At 56.4% G+C, this 15,818-nt stretch carries 12 protein-coding genes and 4 pseudogenes; 14 read left to right on the top strand and 2 right to left on the bottom strand.

The genetic code is table 11. From position 1 onward, the window contains the following. Positions 1-8 precede the first annotated feature (8 nt). From neuC to ACQY8Q_RS15355, 8 genes are all read left to right on the top strand, one after another. Positions 9-1,178 carry a UDP-N-acetylglucosamine 2-epimerase gene (gene neuC / locus ACQY8Q_RS15390; RefSeq protein WP_428427368.1) on the top strand — a complete coding sequence of 390 codons (1,170 nt, stop codon included), beginning with the start codon at positions 9-11 and terminating at the stop codon, positions 1,176-1,178. Then, the gene (locus ACQY8Q_RS15385; protein WP_428427367.1) at positions 1,178-1,861 is read left to right on the top strand and encodes a PIG-L deacetylase family protein; all 684 of its coding nucleotides are present in this window, start codon (positions 1,178-1,180) and stop codon (positions 1,859-1,861) included. Before neuC ends, ACQY8Q_RS15385 begins: the two co-directional genes overlap by 1 nt. Positions 1,862-2,007: 146 nt before the next feature. Next, positions 2,008-3,231, top strand: a complete 1,224-nt coding sequence (locus ACQY8Q_RS15380; protein ID WP_428427366.1) for a glycosyltransferase family 29 protein — start codon at positions 2,008-2,010, stop codon at positions 3,229-3,231. A gap of 82 nt (positions 3,232-3,313) precedes the next feature. Further along, positions 3,314-4,327, top strand: a complete 1,014-nt coding sequence (locus ACQY8Q_RS15375) for an NAD-dependent 4,6-dehydratase LegB (protein ID WP_428427365.1) — start codon at positions 3,314-3,316, stop codon at positions 4,325-4,327. Positions 4,328-4,355: 28 nt separating this feature from the next. After that, positions 4,356-5,495: a LegC family aminotransferase gene (locus ACQY8Q_RS15370; RefSeq protein WP_428427364.1), complete on the top strand. Its 1,140-nt coding sequence runs from the start codon at positions 4,356-4,358 to the stop codon at positions 5,493-5,495. 175 nt (positions 5,496-5,670) lie between these two features. Next, positions 5,671-6,444 carry an ABC transporter permease gene (locus tag ACQY8Q_RS15365; protein ID WP_428427363.1) on the top strand — a complete coding sequence of 258 codons (774 nt, stop codon included), beginning with the start codon at positions 5,671-5,673 and terminating at the stop codon, positions 6,442-6,444. A gap of 205 nt (positions 6,445-6,649) precedes the next feature. Beyond that, the gene (locus ACQY8Q_RS15360; RefSeq protein WP_428427362.1) at positions 6,650-7,288 is read left to right on the top strand and encodes a cytidylyltransferase domain-containing protein; all 639 of its coding nucleotides are present in this window, start codon (positions 6,650-6,652) and stop codon (positions 7,286-7,288) included. A gap of 246 nt (positions 7,289-7,534) precedes the next feature. Further along, positions 7,535-8,824, top strand: a complete 1,290-nt coding sequence (locus ACQY8Q_RS15355) for a calcium-binding protein (RefSeq protein WP_428427361.1) — start codon at positions 7,535-7,537, stop codon at positions 8,822-8,824. A gap of 211 nt (positions 8,825-9,035) precedes the next feature. On the opposite strand, the gene ACQY8Q_RS15350 is transcribed toward ACQY8Q_RS15355, so the two are convergent. Further along, complete coding sequence (locus tag ACQY8Q_RS15350) at positions 9,036-9,329, bottom strand: hypothetical protein (protein ID WP_428427360.1); 294 nt, start codon at positions 9,327-9,329, stop codon at positions 9,036-9,038. Positions 9,330-9,761: 432 nt separating this feature from the next. Here ACQY8Q_RS15350 and ACQY8Q_RS15345 point away from each other — a divergent pair, with 432 nt between their 5' ends. After that, positions 9,762-10,703 (top strand): IS1595 family transposase, encoded by a 942-nt coding sequence (locus ACQY8Q_RS15345; protein ID WP_428427359.1) that lies wholly within the window; start codon positions 9,762-9,764, stop codon positions 10,701-10,703. Here ACQY8Q_RS15345 and ACQY8Q_RS15340 read toward each other — a convergent pair. Next, a complete protein-coding gene (locus ACQY8Q_RS15340; RefSeq protein WP_428427358.1) occupies positions 10,700-11,164 on the bottom strand; it encodes a hypothetical protein in 465 nt (154 codons plus the stop codon). The genes ACQY8Q_RS15345 and ACQY8Q_RS15340 overlap by 4 nt on opposite strands. Positions 11,165-11,833: 669 nt before the next feature. On the opposite strand from ACQY8Q_RS15340, the pseudogene ACQY8Q_RS15335 reads away from it, so the two are divergent. The 5 genes and pseudogenes from ACQY8Q_RS15335 to ACQY8Q_RS15315 all read left to right on the top strand — a co-directional run. Next, positions 11,834-12,073: pseudogene (locus ACQY8Q_RS15335) on the top strand (transposase); the annotation flags it as partial. A 63-nt stretch (positions 12,074-12,136) separates the two neighbouring features. Continuing rightward, positions 12,137-13,162 (top strand): IS5 family transposase, encoded by a 1,026-nt coding sequence (locus ACQY8Q_RS15330; RefSeq protein WP_428427357.1) that lies wholly within the window; start codon positions 12,137-12,139, stop codon positions 13,160-13,162. A gap of 165 nt (positions 13,163-13,327) precedes the next feature. Beyond that, positions 13,328-13,820, top strand: a pseudogene (locus ACQY8Q_RS15325) (IS5 family transposase); the annotation flags it as partial. Beyond that, positions 13,757-14,034: pseudogene (locus tag ACQY8Q_RS15320) on the top strand (hypothetical protein); the annotation flags it as partial. The pseudogenes ACQY8Q_RS15325 and ACQY8Q_RS15320, both read left to right, overlap by 64 nt. Before the next feature lie 78 nt (positions 14,035-14,112). Beyond that, a pseudogene (locus ACQY8Q_RS15315) lies at positions 14,113-15,201 on the top strand (IS630 family transposase). Positions 15,202-15,818: the final 617 nt, after the last annotated feature.

Genomic DNA, 15,818 nt, shown 5'->3' with positions numbered 1-15,818 from the left:
AAAGCAATATGACCAGAACAGTTCACTTCCTGACCGGGATTCGCTCCGAATACGATATCCTGGCACCGATCATAGCAGCTGTGCGTGAGCAGCCCGGCCTAAGTGAGGGGGTGATCGTCACCGGCGCGCATTTGACCGGCTTACATGGGCATTCCGTCCGCCAAATTGAAGCCGACGGTCACCGTATCGTCGCTCGTATCGACTCTCTCCTAGCCTCGGATGGTCTTGGCGGACGCGTCAAGGGGATGGGCCTGCAGCTTACCGGTCTCACCGATCTTTTCGCTCGCGAAAGACCTGACTTCCTCGTCGTGATGGGTGATCGGGAAGAAGTGATGACTGGCGCACTGGCTGCTATCTATCATCACATCCCGGTCGTGCATGTCGGCGGCGGGGATCACGCCGATGACGGTAATGTCGATAATCTCGTCCGGCACGCCGTCTCCAAAATGTCCCATCTACACATGGCAACCACCGAACTCAGCGCCAGCCGCCTGCGCGAACTCGGAGAGGAGCCTTGGCGCATTCACGTCACCGGCGCATCGGGCCTTGACCGGATTCATGCGACCCCGGACATGCCTCGAACCGAGGTCGAGGCAGCACTCGGTGTCGAATGGAATGGCCAGCCCTATGCAGTACTGCTCTATCATCCGACGATTACCGACTTTTCGGAAGCTAGGGCGCATATGGCCTCGATCACCCGCGTGCTTGAAGCGAGCGGATTGAACATTGCCGTCATGGCCCCGAATACCGATCCTGGCAACAAAGCGATCAGCTTGGAAATCGACGAACTGATCGCGCGCTATCCGAAAGCAAAAGCTTTTACTTTTCTGGAGCGAAAGGCCTTTATCAACATGCTCCGCCACGCGCGCGTGATGGTCGGAAATTCCTCCGCAGGGATATTGGAAGCGCCTAGCATGGGTCTGCCTGTGGTCAATATTGGCATACGCCAAAGAGGCCGGGAGCATGGCGACAATGTGATTTTCACGGACTACGATGCGCAGGAAATCGCAGCGGCAATTACCAAAGCGACGACGGACGAGAGCTTTCGCGCGCTGGTCGCAAAAAAACGGACCCCCTATGGCGACGGCGAGGCCGGGCAACGCATAGCTGAGGTCTTGTGCAATGTTGAGCTTGGTAAACACCTGCTCGATAAGAAATGGGTTAGGGGAATACGCTAATGCTGCTGGAAAATGGAAAAGGCCCGATTCTGGTCATCGCCCCTCATCCTGACGACGAAACACTCGGCGCCGGCGGCTTGTTGTTGCGCGCCCAAGTGGCGGGAAGGCCAATTCACTGGCTGATTGTTACCGGCATCACGACCGAGCAGGGCTGGCCTTCCGAAAAGGTAATGCGCCGTGAAACCGAAATCGATGCGGTCGCCAAAGCCTACCGCTTCGCCGGTGTTCATCGATTGAATCTACCCTCGGCCCAACTCGAAACCCTTCCTCTTGGCGACATTATTGGTGGCATAGGTAAGGTGGTTACAGCGATCAAGCCGGAAATGATCCTTATCCCCCATCGGGGTGATGCCCACTCCGATCACCACGTCGTGCACGCTGCAGCAACCGCGTGCGCCAAATGGTTCCGCTATCCTTCGGTCCGCTGGGCTTTGGTCTACGAAACGCTTTCCGAGACCGACGCAGGGCTTTTCCTAAGCGACGTCTTCAATCCCAATATCTTCATAGACATCAGCGAACAGCTGGAGGAAAAGCTGAGAATCACGGCAATGTTTGGAGATGAGATCGGCGAATTTCCGTTTCCGCGTAGCGAGGAAGCTCTTCGCGCTTTGGCCATGACGCGCGGCGCAGCATCCGGTACGCGGGCTGCGGAGGCCTTTATGTTGTTGCGTGGCAGGTTTTGACGCGAACATGACGAACACATGTTCCTTTCAGCAAGTGCTTAGTCTTGCTACTCAACCATGCATCCATTAAGTCACTGTGCAATATCGCGGCGCCGAAAGTAGTCACTATTTCGGCACTCGCGGCGGCAACAGGATAGCCTAACCCGATGTTTCCTACTTACCCACATATTCTCGGCCGACTTGGCCTGGAAGATGGATTGCATAAGATCGGCCAAACCGTTCGTTGGTGGATGGAAGGTGCTCCCGGTCGGCAGGAACGTAAGAAATATCTGCGGCTATATGAACAGGGCCAGTTCGAAGAGGCGGCGCTCGCGCTGCGGCATGCACTCACAGCCACGCCGAACGATCCCGAATTGATGATGCAGGTGGCTAGCCTCTCACGCTTCGGGCTCCTGCCCTTTGAGGAAGCCCTACCTCTGCTGCAAACGATCGTATCCAAAGCACCGCCGATCTTGGCGAAGCAGGCGCTCATTTACCTCATCAATCTGCTGTGGGAGCGCAAAGGCGCTGGCGTAGCGATGGAGTGGTTTCCTCGCCTCATCCGTGAAGGAGAGACGTCAGCACGCGTTTTGTTGAGAGCCGCCGCGCTGGCTAACGATGCAGGCTATCCCAGGGATGCATTCAACCTGCTGGCTCGGGTCGGCCGAAGCAAGCCAGCAGCCCTGTCTTCAATGGGCTACTTGGATCTCATACTGGCGACCGCTGCGGACAATAGAACGCTTGTTCTCCCCCAGGCCGCGCGCGCGCGCGCCGTCGCCGCGCATCTGTCCCGTTTCGAAGCTCTTTTCGCCGAGCTAATTGAGCGGCACGCCGGTAGCGTGGCAGTAGTCGCAAATGGCCCCTCTTTGGAGCGGCGAGGCCTCGGAAATGTAATTGACTCACACAAACTGGTCGTCCGTTTCAACAACCATGCTGCGGCGCCCAAATCGGTAGATCAGGGAGAACGAACGGATATCTGGTTCCGGGCCGCCGAATCGACCCATGTACCCATAAGGGAGATGGCGCCTGACCGCCTCATTGTGCTGACTGGCTGCAATATCAGGAACCGCTATTCCACCGGTCTGCAACTTCTCGAACCTTATGTGCAGATGAACCTGCCGGTAGGGCTCTTGCCAACTGCCCTCTGCCAAACGCTATTCGCTGCGCTTGACGCATCCCCTAGCGCCGGATTAATCGGGCTTGCCTGGATAGCATCGCTCTCTAAGGGGCAGTTAGCGCCTCACCAAGTTATGGGTTACTCGCTGGGCCAAAACACGTCTGCAGTCTCTTACTATTATGGGAAATCTAACGTTGGCGCTTGGCCTAGCCGACACAACTGGCAGGCCGAACAATCCTACTTCGACGCTCTTTTAGGTCTGCACATAAATTGACTTGCCCAGAAAAACACCACGCTGTGGGGGGCCCGAAACCATCCGCGACGGCAGTCGCTCCAACATATAAGGACAAACCGGAATGACTAACCTGTCAGGGAAAACTATTCTTGTGACCGGTGCCGATGGCTTTATTGGCTCGCACCTGGTCGAACACCTGGTGCGCCAAGGCCTGAAAGTACGGGCTTTCTGCCTCTACAATAGCTTTGGTAGCTGGGGCTGGCTTGACCGCGTTGCGCCCGACGTCAAGAATTCGTTCGAGGTGTTCAGCGGTGATATTCGCGATCCGAACGGGGTTGCGACGGCCATGCGCGGTTGCGATGTCGTGCTGCATCTCGCCGCATTGATCGCGATCCCCTACTCCTATCATTCGCCCGATACCTATATCGACACGAACATCAAGGGTACGCTCAACGTGCTTCAGGCTGCACGCCTGCTCGAAACCGAGCGGGTCGTACACACCTCGACCAGTGAGGTCTACGGCACTGCCCAGTTCGTTCCGATCACCGAGGAACACCCGCTGGTGGGCCAGTCTCCCTACTCGGCATCGAAGATCGGCGCGGACCAACTGGCCCTATCGTTCTACCGCTCCTTCGGCACGCCCGTGACGGTGATCCGCCCGTTCAACACCTTTGGTCCACGCCAGTCAACGCGCGCGGTCCTGCCGACAATCATCACTCAGCTCGCGGCCGGCCAGAAGGAAGTTCGCCTCGGCAAGCTCAGCCCGACACGGGACTTCACCTACGTCGCCGATACCGTCAAGGCGTTCCAGGCCATGGCCGAAAGCCCCGAGGTTCTGGGCGAAGTTGTCAATTTTGGCAGCGGCTTTGAAATCTCGATCGAAGATGCCGTCAAGACGATCATTGAAATCATGGGAGTAGACGCCCAGATCGTCTCGGAAGAGCAGCGGCAGCGCCCGGAGCTGAGCGAAGTCGATCGCCTTTGGGCCGGCATCGACAAAGCCAAGCGGCTCACCGACTGGAAGCCCGGTTTTTCGGGTCACGAGGGTTTCGCGCGTGGCATTCGCGAAACAATCGAATGGTTCAGCAATCCGAGCAATCTGGCCCTGTACAAGGCCGAAACCTACGGTATCTAAGATGGCAAACCTGGATATTACACGTGCCGTGCAAATTTTGCGCGAAGCTGCAGCGCCCGACGGCAAATCTATTGTGCTGCATGAACCGCGTTTTGCCGGCGCTGAATGGGAATATGTCAAGGATTGCCTCGACACCGGTTGGGTCTCATCGGTAGGCGCCTATGTCGATCGTTTCGAGAAAGAGCTGGCAGAAGCATTCGGGGTTCGGCGTGCGATAGCGGCCGTCAACGGTACAGCAGCTCTGCATATTGCCTTGATGCTCGCCGGGGTAAAACCGGGAGACGAAGTCCTTATCCCCGCACTGACGTTTGCCGCGACTGCGAATGCTGTTGCGTATTGCGGTGCCGTTCCCCACTTCGTCGATAGCTCGATGGAGACACTGGGTCTCGATCCGGACGTGCTCGACGCATGGCTCACAGAGATCGCGGAACCAGGCGAACATGGGCCACGCAACCGCAATACGGGCCGCCGGTTTGCAGCTGTCGTGCCGATGCATACCTTCGGACATCCGGTGGCTATCGACCGGCTACTCGAAGTGACCCAAAAATGGGGTATCCCTGTGGTAGAGGATGCTGCGGAGTCGCTCGGCAGTTTGTCCAACGGACGCCCGCTCGGCGGCCGGGGCTTGGTCGGCATTACCAGCTTCAACGGCAACAAGATCATCACCACAGGTGGCGGTGGTGCAATCCTGACGAACGACGAACAGCTGGGCGATCGTGCCAAATACCTGACCACGACAGCCAAGCGGCCACATCGTTGGTCCTTCTGGCACGACGAACTCGGCTACAACTACCGTCTGCCCAACCTCAACGCGGCGTTGGGCTGTGCTCAACTGGAACAGCTTCCCACCTTCGTCGCTGCCAAGCGCCGGTTGGCGGCGCGCTATAGGGACGCATTCGCGTCGGTCGAAGGCCTTCGCTTCTTCGTCGAACCGGCTGGTACCCAGAGCAATTACTGGCTTAATTCAGTGATACTCGACGAAGCCAGCATCCGCGACGATTTCCTCGCGGCAACGAACGATGCAGGCCTGATGACACGCCCCTGCTGGACGCTTATGTGCGACCTGCCAATGTATGAAGGGAGCCCTTCCATGCCCCTGCCGGTCGCTCGGGAAATCGAGCAGCGACTGGTCAGCATCCCGAGCAGTGCTATCCTCGCCTTGGGCTAACAAAACCCTGCAGGCTATCAACGGCCGATGCGGCAGGAATTATCATCACCAACGGCTCATCGGGTGTCTACCTGGGGGTCACCTGCATTTACTCTTGAAGGCGCTGAGTTGGACATCGCCTGTCGTGCGGGAGTGTCGAATTGCTAATATTAGATATACGGGTTATGGGTGCCGCATGTATTTTCTAAAGCAACATTTTCGCGTCACTTCCGCACTGGTTATTCGCGAGATGGAGGCCCGGTTTGGCAGCAAACCAGGCGGTTACGTATGGGCTATAGCGGACCCGCTTGCGCATGTGATGACAATGACCGCTCTTTTTTCGGTCCTTGCTCGTGTACCACCGCTTGGAACCGACTTCGCGCTATTCTTCGCATCCGGCTATTTGCCGTTTGCATTTTATCAGGCGATGGCTGCCTATGTCGCTGCCTCTGTAAAAGCGAACAAGCAGCTTTTTTCCTACCCTATTGTTTCTCCAGTTGACGCGGTGACTGCCAGATACATCCTTCAATTGATGACATCGGTCGTCGTCACCATCGTCGTTCTTGCGATATGTACTACAGAAATCCGTCATATAGGCGACTTGGACCTATGGACAGCGATCGAGGCAGTTACTTTGGCATCGATGATGGGGCTTGGCATTGGTATGGCTAATGTCGCCCTATTTGCCGCATCCTCATTGTATGAACAGATTTTCAATATGATCAACCGACCGTTGTTCATGGTTTCTGGGGTCATACTTGTGCCGGATTCGATGCCTCATCCCTTTTCCGATTACATGATGTGGAATCCCCTCGTCCATGTGATCATGTGGTTTAGAAGTGCTATTTACCCAGAGTACACGGCCACCGGGCTCGATAAATTCTTCGTTATCAAAACAGTGATGATCTTGATTTTCTGTGGGCTCAGCTTATTCACTGGGTCTAGAATTCTCCGCGAGGAACGTCTTTAACACACATGCCTAACCTCTTCTTTACTCTGATTCCCTCCCCAAGTGAAATATAGTTCATATATTTAAGCAAGCCCTTGCATCACGCAAAGCCGTTTCGGTATCATGTACTGTTTTGTATATTCGCACTGACCCGTTGGGCGCGGTCAAGCGCCGAGTTTAAAGTGGCAATTTATGGGCATGCTCTGAATATGAGAGATCAATACTTATGAAAACCATCGCTGTCATTCCTGCCCGTGGAGGCTCAAAAGGTCTGCCAGGAAAGAACATCATCGAGTTTCACGGCAAACCGCTGATATGCTGGACTGTTGAGGCGGCACTCGACAGCCGTTGCTTTGACGCTGTTCTCGTTTCAACGGATAGCCAAGAAATAGCTGACATAGCGGTCGCCAGTGGTGTGTCCGTGCCTTGGCTTCGCCCACCCCATCTCAGCACCGACGAAGCAACCACAATGGATGCCGTAGTTCATGCGTTGGACCAGTCCCCTGCAGACACCGTGGTTGTGCTGCAACCAACGTCGCCATTGCGCACCGCAGAAGATATTCGTATTTGCGTCGAAATGCACCGTGAAACCGGAAAGCCAGTGGTATCGGTCACCGAAGCGAAACCATGGATTTTCGTCAAGGCTGGAGACAGCGTTAAGCCTGCATTCGATTTTGCTGCACGTCGGCAAGATGCCGACTATGTTTCCCCAAATGGGGCAATTTACGTGTTTAGCGCAGACTATGCACGGTCAGGCCGGCAATGGTGGCTTGATGCTATGCCCTATCTGATGCCGACGGCTCGCTCCATCGATATCGACACGCCGACCGATCTCGTTATCGCCAGGGCACTGTACGTTAAATAGTGAAAAGTCAGCAATTCACCCGCCAAGCTGTTGCAACCGTTGGGACGGCGCGTCGCGCTTGTGCACGAACACTAATAATTTCTTGAAGTATATGCGCCCGTGACTTACTCTGCGTCGGTTAATTGGACATACCCACAACAATTCCACTTAAGGCGCGATAATAATTTCTCAAGTGCACCGAACTTCATCCATTTAGATCTCGATAATTCCACGCCTATTTATTAGGCCATTCACGGGAGAATCACGATGGCATGGCAGATTCCCTTTGCAAATACCAATACCACTATAGATTTGACAACGCTGGACAACATCTATGTGGGTTCGAGTATTCAAGTTGCTGCTGTTCGCGGAAGTGGAAATAACCAGAAAATAATCATTGACGGTACGGTTGCTGTAGCATCCGACGCAATTTGGTTTACGGGCGGCCCATCGACAACCTCTGGCCATACAGTCACAATTGGTGAGGGCGGCATCGTTCGGTCCCTGATATCCAGCGGAATCGTCTTCTACGCATATAACTCGACCGTGGAGAACAAAGGACATATATACGCGGCTGGTGTCGCCGGAATAGCCTTTTACGGTATCAATGATACGACGACATCCACGTTGAAAAACAGCGGTGTTATCGAGAGCGATAGCTACGGAGTTACGAGGTATTCCAACAGCACCGAGACAGTGACCGTCGTGAACACGGGCACAATATCTGGAACATTATTTTCATACGGACAGTATTTCCAAACCGAGATAGCGAAGGACCTAATTACCAATAATGGTGCAATGATTGGCAAGATCGATCTTGGGCTTGGTGACGACCTGTTTGACGGCCGTCTAGGAACCGTGCAGGGCGATGTTCTTGGTGGCGGCGGCAACGACCGGATTTATGCGGGATCGGGCAACAATGCCCTTTTCGGGGGAGACGGCGACGATACGTTAATTGGTGGGGCGGGCGCTGATTTTCTAAGCGGTGGCAACGGCTCAGATCGAGCCACGTACACGTCCGCGACGAAGGCTGTAGTTGTAAACCTCACAAGCCCTTCAACCAATTTCGGCGATGCCGCAGGCGATACTTACAATTCAATCGAGCACATTTCGGGCTCCAGTTTCAATGACTACCTGAGTGGAAACTCGGCCGCAAATGGCATCAATGGCGGCGCAGGAGACGACAAAATTCAGGGGTTTGCAGGGAACGATATATTCACAGGTGGTGCTGGTAAGGATGTTTTTATCTTTAGCACCGCCTTGAATCCGGCGACAAATGTAGACCGAATTACGGATTTTATTGTCGTTGATGATACGGTTTATCTCGAGAATGCAGTTTTTACGGCTTTGACAACAAACGGTACGCTTTTGGCGGCATCATTCGCCAAAAATGGCACCGGTAATGCTGGAGATGCCAGCGACCGCATCATCTACGAGACGGATACGGGCAAGGTCTATTATGATAGAGACGGAACTGGACTTGCATTTGATAGTGTTCATTTTGCCACACTGACACCGGGGCTCGCGGTAACAAATACCGACTTTTTCGTAATGTAAAGCACAACCGAAGTGACCGGTGTGAATGTTACGAAGGCTCCGATTGAGCGTCGGCGCCAGCATGCGAATAAGCGGCATTATGGAGCAGTTGCCACAAGACAACCAGACTGAGGGGTGCCGCGAACCAAAGTGGCTGACCGCAACCACCTATTGTGGATGAAAACTGTCTATTTCGGTGTCCGTTTCATTGGGCATAGTACCCGAATTGGCGCTATAAAAATGGGCCACGGGTATAATATATGGCCTTGATGTTCATTAAAGACCGCTCCGAGATAATCCCTTTTATTTTTCCCTCTGTGTCGCGGATCATATACCCACGACCGAGGTTGTCATGCTCCACCACTTTGAACAGCGAGTGGATGCCGGTTGGAACATGAGTTGCCTCGAAAGTCGTGTTCCCTGCTGCTCTCAGTCTGAATATCTTTGAATAGGCTCCCTCTGCCCATGTCGCTTCCGATGTGACTTTCCAGAGGTAGCGGGAGGTTGCGAGAACAGCGTTGATCATCGAGAGCGGCCTTGTTGGTCGTTGCTGGCAGTAGCTTGCCACGTCATCAATGGTTGCTTTGAAACCGCGATCTACACAAGTCCCTGAACACAGAAACATCCTCGACTCTGTCCGCTCAGCCTGGTATGGGACCTGGATGTTCAGATCGATACGAATAGAGCGCTGACCTTTTACATCCGTCCTTCCGACGGAGATGTCCGCTTATGTCCTGCGTATCGAACGGAAATTTGAACATGCTCCAGAAGCGAATTCCCATCCTGAGGCCGAACACCTACGACCCCTTCTCTGCAGGAGACCGGAGGTTCGAAATACGACCGTTGCGCCTGGCCTGATCCGAAGCAAGGCTTCGGACAGCATCCACTTCTGCGCCCGGATGGCCGCGATCTCGACCCCGAAAAGGTCTGGTCGCTCACCGAGGATGACGCTTACGGCTTGTTCGTCGATTTCCGTTGGGCCGACAACGGTGGCAAGCCTTACTGCCCCCGCTGCGGCTGCCTGGAGCCTTACAGCGTCCGCCGTCGGCGCTTCCGATGCTCGGAGCCGGAATGCCGCGCCGAGTTCTCGGTGACCTCTGGGACGGTGTTCGCCAATCGGAAGCTGTCGTTCAAGAAGATCGTCATGGCGATCTGGGAGGAGATCACGGCCGCCAAGGGCATGGCGGCGCTCCATCTGAGCCGAAAAATCAACGTCCAGTACAAGACAGCATACGTCCTGCTGCAAAAGCTGCGTGAGGCCGTCGGCCTCCGTCGCAGTGCCGTCACGCTTCAGGGACTGGTACAGATCGACGGGAAGTACGTCGGTGGCGTTCTCCGCAAGGCGAACAAGAAGGAAGAGCGAAAGGACGGCCGCAAGAGGGAAAATCAAAACGGCAAGCGCATGTGCGTCCTCGCGCTGAGAGAGGCAAACAAATACGCCCCGAACAGGACGTTGACGCGTGTGATCATGGATGAGAACGGCAAGGATGCCTGGGCGGCCGTGGCCAAACACGTCGATCCGAAGGCGCTCCTCATCGCCGACGAGCACAAGGCCTACGACGATCTTATCGGCCTTGTCTCCATGCACCGCGTGAACCACAGCCTTCAGTACCAGGAGGACGACGGGACGAACTCGAACGTGATCGAGAGCTTCTTCAGCCGGGTCGAGAAAGCCTACAAGGGCATCAACCACCGCTTCTCAACGAAGTACCTTGATTGGTACATGGCGATGCTCTCCTGGAAGGAAGATACGCGCTATATGGGGCTACGGTGGCAGTTCGCCGATCTCTTGCGAACGATCACCTCAAGGCCGACGTCGCGAAACCTCTGCGGATATTGGCAGTGCGCGGCCCAGAACATCGTCGACCAGGTCTGGCTACAGGGCGAACCGCCAGACTAGCGGCTGATCTCCCAGAGGTGGCGACGGCCGTCTGCGGTGCCAGCCTGGCGAACCAGTCCCTGCTTCACCAAGCCGTTTAGCGTTGCAGAGAAGCGGCTCGTGAGGGCAGATTCCAAGCGTGCAGCCTCGCTCCCGAGGTCAGCCTCGTTCGCGAACCGCTCGGCGATCTCTGCCGTCGTCGCCGGGCGCTCGGCGCGGCGCAGGATGTCGAGTACGATATGACGGTTGTTCTTGCCCTTGAGAATCTCGGTGACGCGACCGTTCGCCGTTTCGCGGGACGAGGCGCTTCGCATCCTCGCCGAATGCGGCGCGGCCAGTTTGAAACCTGGGTCATAAACCCTGATCACCATCTCGAATGCGGATTTCTGAGCTTCGAGGACGGCGATCTCGCGCCGTAGCTCCTGCATCTTGCCGTCGATCTCGACCAGCTTCGCCTTTAATTCCACAACGACTTCAACCATACGCAACACTCCCGAGGCACCCTCAGGAGATAGCATCAGCCGTCACGGGAATCTTGTGGCACTTGCTCCATAATGCCGCGAATAAGGCGGGGATCGTTCCGGAACGAGTGCAAAGCGGGACAACAGCGTAGTGCTGCTACGAGCAATCTGCACCCGGCCACTTGGATGTCGGCGAACCGCGTTTAAATAACATTTGAGCGCGGAAGGACGGCGGTTACTTAAACCAAATAAACGTCCTTGTTGTTTGACGAAGTTCCGGTGATGTCAGGCAGTAAAGTTCCGCGCGCCCTCACCGGTTGTTATTTTTAACCTGCACGATAAGCCCGGCCGATAAACGAAGGATCCCTCCCGATGCTCCAGAAAAGGACCTTTCCACGCTGGTCCAAGCACCAGAAACGTTCTCTGGCTAAAGGCTCGAACATTGGCCGCGAAATGTTTGATCCCGGGAATTGATGGTGCAATCTTGTCGCAAGCCTGGAGGGATTCGCTATGGGCAGATTTTACATGGTAGCGCTAAGACGACAGAGGCAATCCGTTGAGCGATACAGCATAGTCAAGAGAGCCTGAGAGCACTTTCCAAGCGCTACGGGATTGGGCTCAGGCCCTATTGATTAAGGGCCTTCCCAATTTGGGATTGTTTTGATTCACTCATGGCAGGAGGATTTTGCCATGAGTGATTTGTTTTTGCTGACGCCATCTCAGTTCGGCCGGATCAGGCCCTATTTCCCGCTGGCTCATGGCATCCCACGCGTTGACGATCGCCGGGTTGTCAGCGGCATTATTTACGTGCTGAAACATGGGCTTCAGTGGAAAGATGCGCCGAAAGAATATGGTCCTCACAAGACGCTCTATAATCGCTTCATTCGATGGAGCGAGTTGGGCGTCTTCAACCGGATTTTCGAGGCCCTTGGGAGCCGTTGCAAAATTCTGCGGTTGTGATTCTCTGTGGTTACGAGCAGCGGAGATGATGCGATGTCGGTTCGGGATGGTGGCCAGTTCAGTTTCGTGGATGCGCTGATGCCGCAGGGTAAGGGTGCCGGTCGTCTGGAGCGGCTGTCGTCGCTGGTGAAGTGGTATCGTTTCGAGAAGCATCTCAACCGTCTGCGCGACGCCAAGAGCGCCGGTCGTCCGGCCTACAAGCCGATTGTGATGTTCAAGGCGCTGCTGCTGCAGTCGCTCTACGGGTTGTCCGACATGGAGATCGAGGAGGCGCTGTGCGACCGGCTGTCGTTCAAGCGCTTCGCCGGCCTTGCACTGGATGAGACGGTTCCCGATCACTCGACGCTCTGCCGCTTCCGCAACCTTTTGGTCAGCGAAGCGCTGCTCGACACGCTGTTTGCCGAGCTCGACCGGCAACTTGATGCCGCCGGCCTGATCCTGCCGCGCGGCACGATGCTGGATGCGACCATCATCGAGACGGCGGCGGCAAGGCCGCCCGAAGGCCGCAATCGCGACCTCGACGCCGCTACCTCCGGCATGGACCGGGACGATCCTGCCGATCGGTTGAAGCGTGAGGCGCCGAGCGATCCGGATGCCCGCTTCACCATGCGCAAGGGCAAGGCCGGTTCGGCCTATGGCTACAAGGCCCATGTCGGCGTTGACGAAGGCTCCGGCCTGATCCGCAGGGTTGTCACCACGCCGGCCAATGTCAACGACACCGTCGTCGCTGACCGCCTGATCATCGGCGACGAGGCCTGCGTGATGGCCGACAGCGCCTATCATACCCATGCCCGCGAACAGACCTTGAAGGATAGCGGCATCAAGCCACGGCTGATGCGGCGGCCCAGCCGTCACCATCGCGTTCTGCCGCCGCGGCTGGCGCAGTTCAACCGGCTGATATCGCGGCGGCGGGCGGCCGTCGAGACGACCTTCGCCACGCTCAAGCATCGCATGGGTCTTAGCCTGATCCGCTATCGTGGCCTTGCCAAGGCAGAAGCCCAGGTGCTGATGGCAACGATTGCCTTCAACATGCGCCGCTGGGTGACGATGGCTGCTTGACCAAGGCCGCACTGCGCCTGGAAACTGAAAAACCACCCCGAACCGGCCCAGAACCTGCTTAGGACACCTGAGCGAGGGCAAAAGGACTCGTTGATCTACCTCCCAATCAGAAAAGTCGATGATTATGCAACGGCGCCCCTTGCCGGCAAGGGGCGCCAACCCGACAGGCTGATGATCGATGCCACCCATCTCAAAGCCCATCGCACCGCAGCCAGCCTGCTAAAAAAGGGGCTCTTTCCCGCTTTATCGGACGAACAAAAGGCGGCCTGAATTCCAAGCTGCACGCCGTCACCGATGGGCTGGGCCGACCCTTGCTGTTTTTCCTCACGGCTGGCCAGACCAGCGACTATCAGGGGCCCGGCACCTGCTCGATCGCCTGCCCAAGGACAGGGAATTGCTGGCAGATCGTGGCTACGATGCCGACTGGTTCCGCAACGGATTGAAAGACAAAGGCATTTCGCCCTGCATTCCATCACGCAAAAAGCGCAGCAACCCGGCCGACTACGACAAAATCCTTTACAGGCAACGATATCGTATCGAGAACATGTTTGGCAGGATCAAGGATTGGAGGCGCATCGCGACCAGATACGACCGATGCGCTCATACTTTCCTATCCGCAATCACCATCGCCGCAACGTGCTGCTATTGGCTCGATTAATGAGTCCTGAGCCTAACCAGAAGACGGTTGCCAAATGGAGTAAGCGGGCTTCGGTCTGTGATCTTCCGACTGGTCCCAAGGAACCGCGTTCGACGGTTCTATTGGTCAAGGAAGAGGCGGTTATCGTCGCCCTTCAGGCGCTATACGCTGCTACCTCTCTACGACTGCCTTTACGCTCTGCAGCCCCCATCTGACGCGCTCCTCCCTGCGGCGCCAAGGCCGACATTGAACACCGGACCACTAATACCAACCTTCATTGATACTGACTCTCGGGGTTCCCAAAAGCCGACGAATCTTAATCGATAGCGCAAGCAGGAGGTTTGCAATGGGTTCAGCAACTTCTTTGCGATCAGACTTTGGCGGAGACGGGCTGCGGATTCTGGCCCGACGGACAAAAGGATGCCGACCAGGCGCGGCGGCTCCTGGCGCTTGCATCGATCTATGATGGCGGCTCTCGCGCTGATGCTGCACGGCTCGGCAGCGTCACGGTGCAGATCGTGCGCGGCTGGGTGGTGCGGTTCAACGCGCGCGGTCCCGATGGGTTGATCAACGGCAAGGCTCCGGGCAAGCTGTCGCTCTTGAACGGCCATCAGCGCGCGGCCTTGGCGCAAGCCATTGAGCACGGCCCCCTATCTCGACGGAGTCGTGCGCTGGCGTTTGTACGATCTGGCCCAGTGGCTTTGGGAGGAATTCCGTGTGTCGATGAGCGAGCAGACTTTGGGCCGCGAAGTGCACGCGATGGGCTACCGCAAACTCCCGGCTCGCCCGAAATATCATGCGCAGGATGCCGAGGCGGCCGAGGCGTTTAAAAAAACTTCGCCGCCGCATTGGCAGAGATCGCCGACGGTCACGCCAAGGGCAAGGTGATCGAGGTCTGGTTCTAGGACGAGGCGCGCATCGGCCAGAAGAATAAGATCACGCGCCGCTGGGCCAAGCGCGGATCAAGGCCATCCGCACCGCACGGCCAGCGAACCCACTCGGCCTATATCTTCGGTGCCATCTGCCCCAAACACGGCAAGGCCGCCGCTCTCGTCATGCCTTGGTGCGATACCCATGCCATGAACCAGCATCTGACCGAGATATCCCGAAACGTCGCCGGCGATGCGCACGCCACCCTCATCATGGATCGGGCAGGATGGCACATGTCAAACAACCTCCTGGTTCCTGCAAACATCACCATCCTGCCTTTGCCGCCGAAATCGCCCGAACTCAATCCCGTCGAGAGCATCTGGCAGTTCATGCGTGACAACTGGCTTTCGAACCGCGTCTTCAAATCCCACGACGACATCGTCGACCACCGCTGCCTGCCTGGCTAACACTGCAGAACCGTCCCTGGAAAATCAGGCCCATCGGGCGCCGGAAATGGACCAATGGGTTCTGATCAATGAGGATTGGTGTTACAGAGCGTTTGCGCCATGTCAGGCCCACGGCCGCCAGGTCGATCTTGAACAGACCTTCCGATCCCGTTCCAAAACAGGCCGTGGGCGACAAGCCCCGCCCCAAGCGCATGGAACTAGCGACGCCGAATCAATCGAACGCACCCAGAGCGTCGCGAACGGAGGCAAGGATTTTCAGGGCGACACCAGGGCCGCCATCGCCTCCATAACATACTGCCATGATGGCGCCGCCGATATCGACGGCTCCGACAATTACAGCCCGTAGTGCAGAACCAATCCCGTCGCCAAAGCCGCTCCAGTTGATTGGCAGGAAGATGGCAGTGATCGCGTCCTAAAAACCAGAGATACCGGCACCAAGGTAACCCACACTGCCCCAATCAATGGGCGACATCGACGACACAACCGCGTCGCGAAAAGAGACAATTGCACCGACCGAATTCGTAACACCACTGTTGATGCCGGCGACGATGGTCGTTCCGATCAGCCCAAGCTGATCGTCATGAAGTGGTCGAGGTAATCACTCCCGGAAGGCCTGCCATCAAACGACGGTCGAGACAACGGGTCACCCATGGCCTTACCGGCGTTGCGGCTCATGGCGATC

Source organism: Pararhizobium sp., assembly GCF_965279435.1.
Classification (GTDB): Bacteria; Pseudomonadota; Alphaproteobacteria; order Rhizobiales; family Rhizobiaceae; genus Pararhizobium.
Note: the sequence above shows the minus strand (reverse complement) of the source record. Positions and strands in the feature narration are given on the sequence as shown.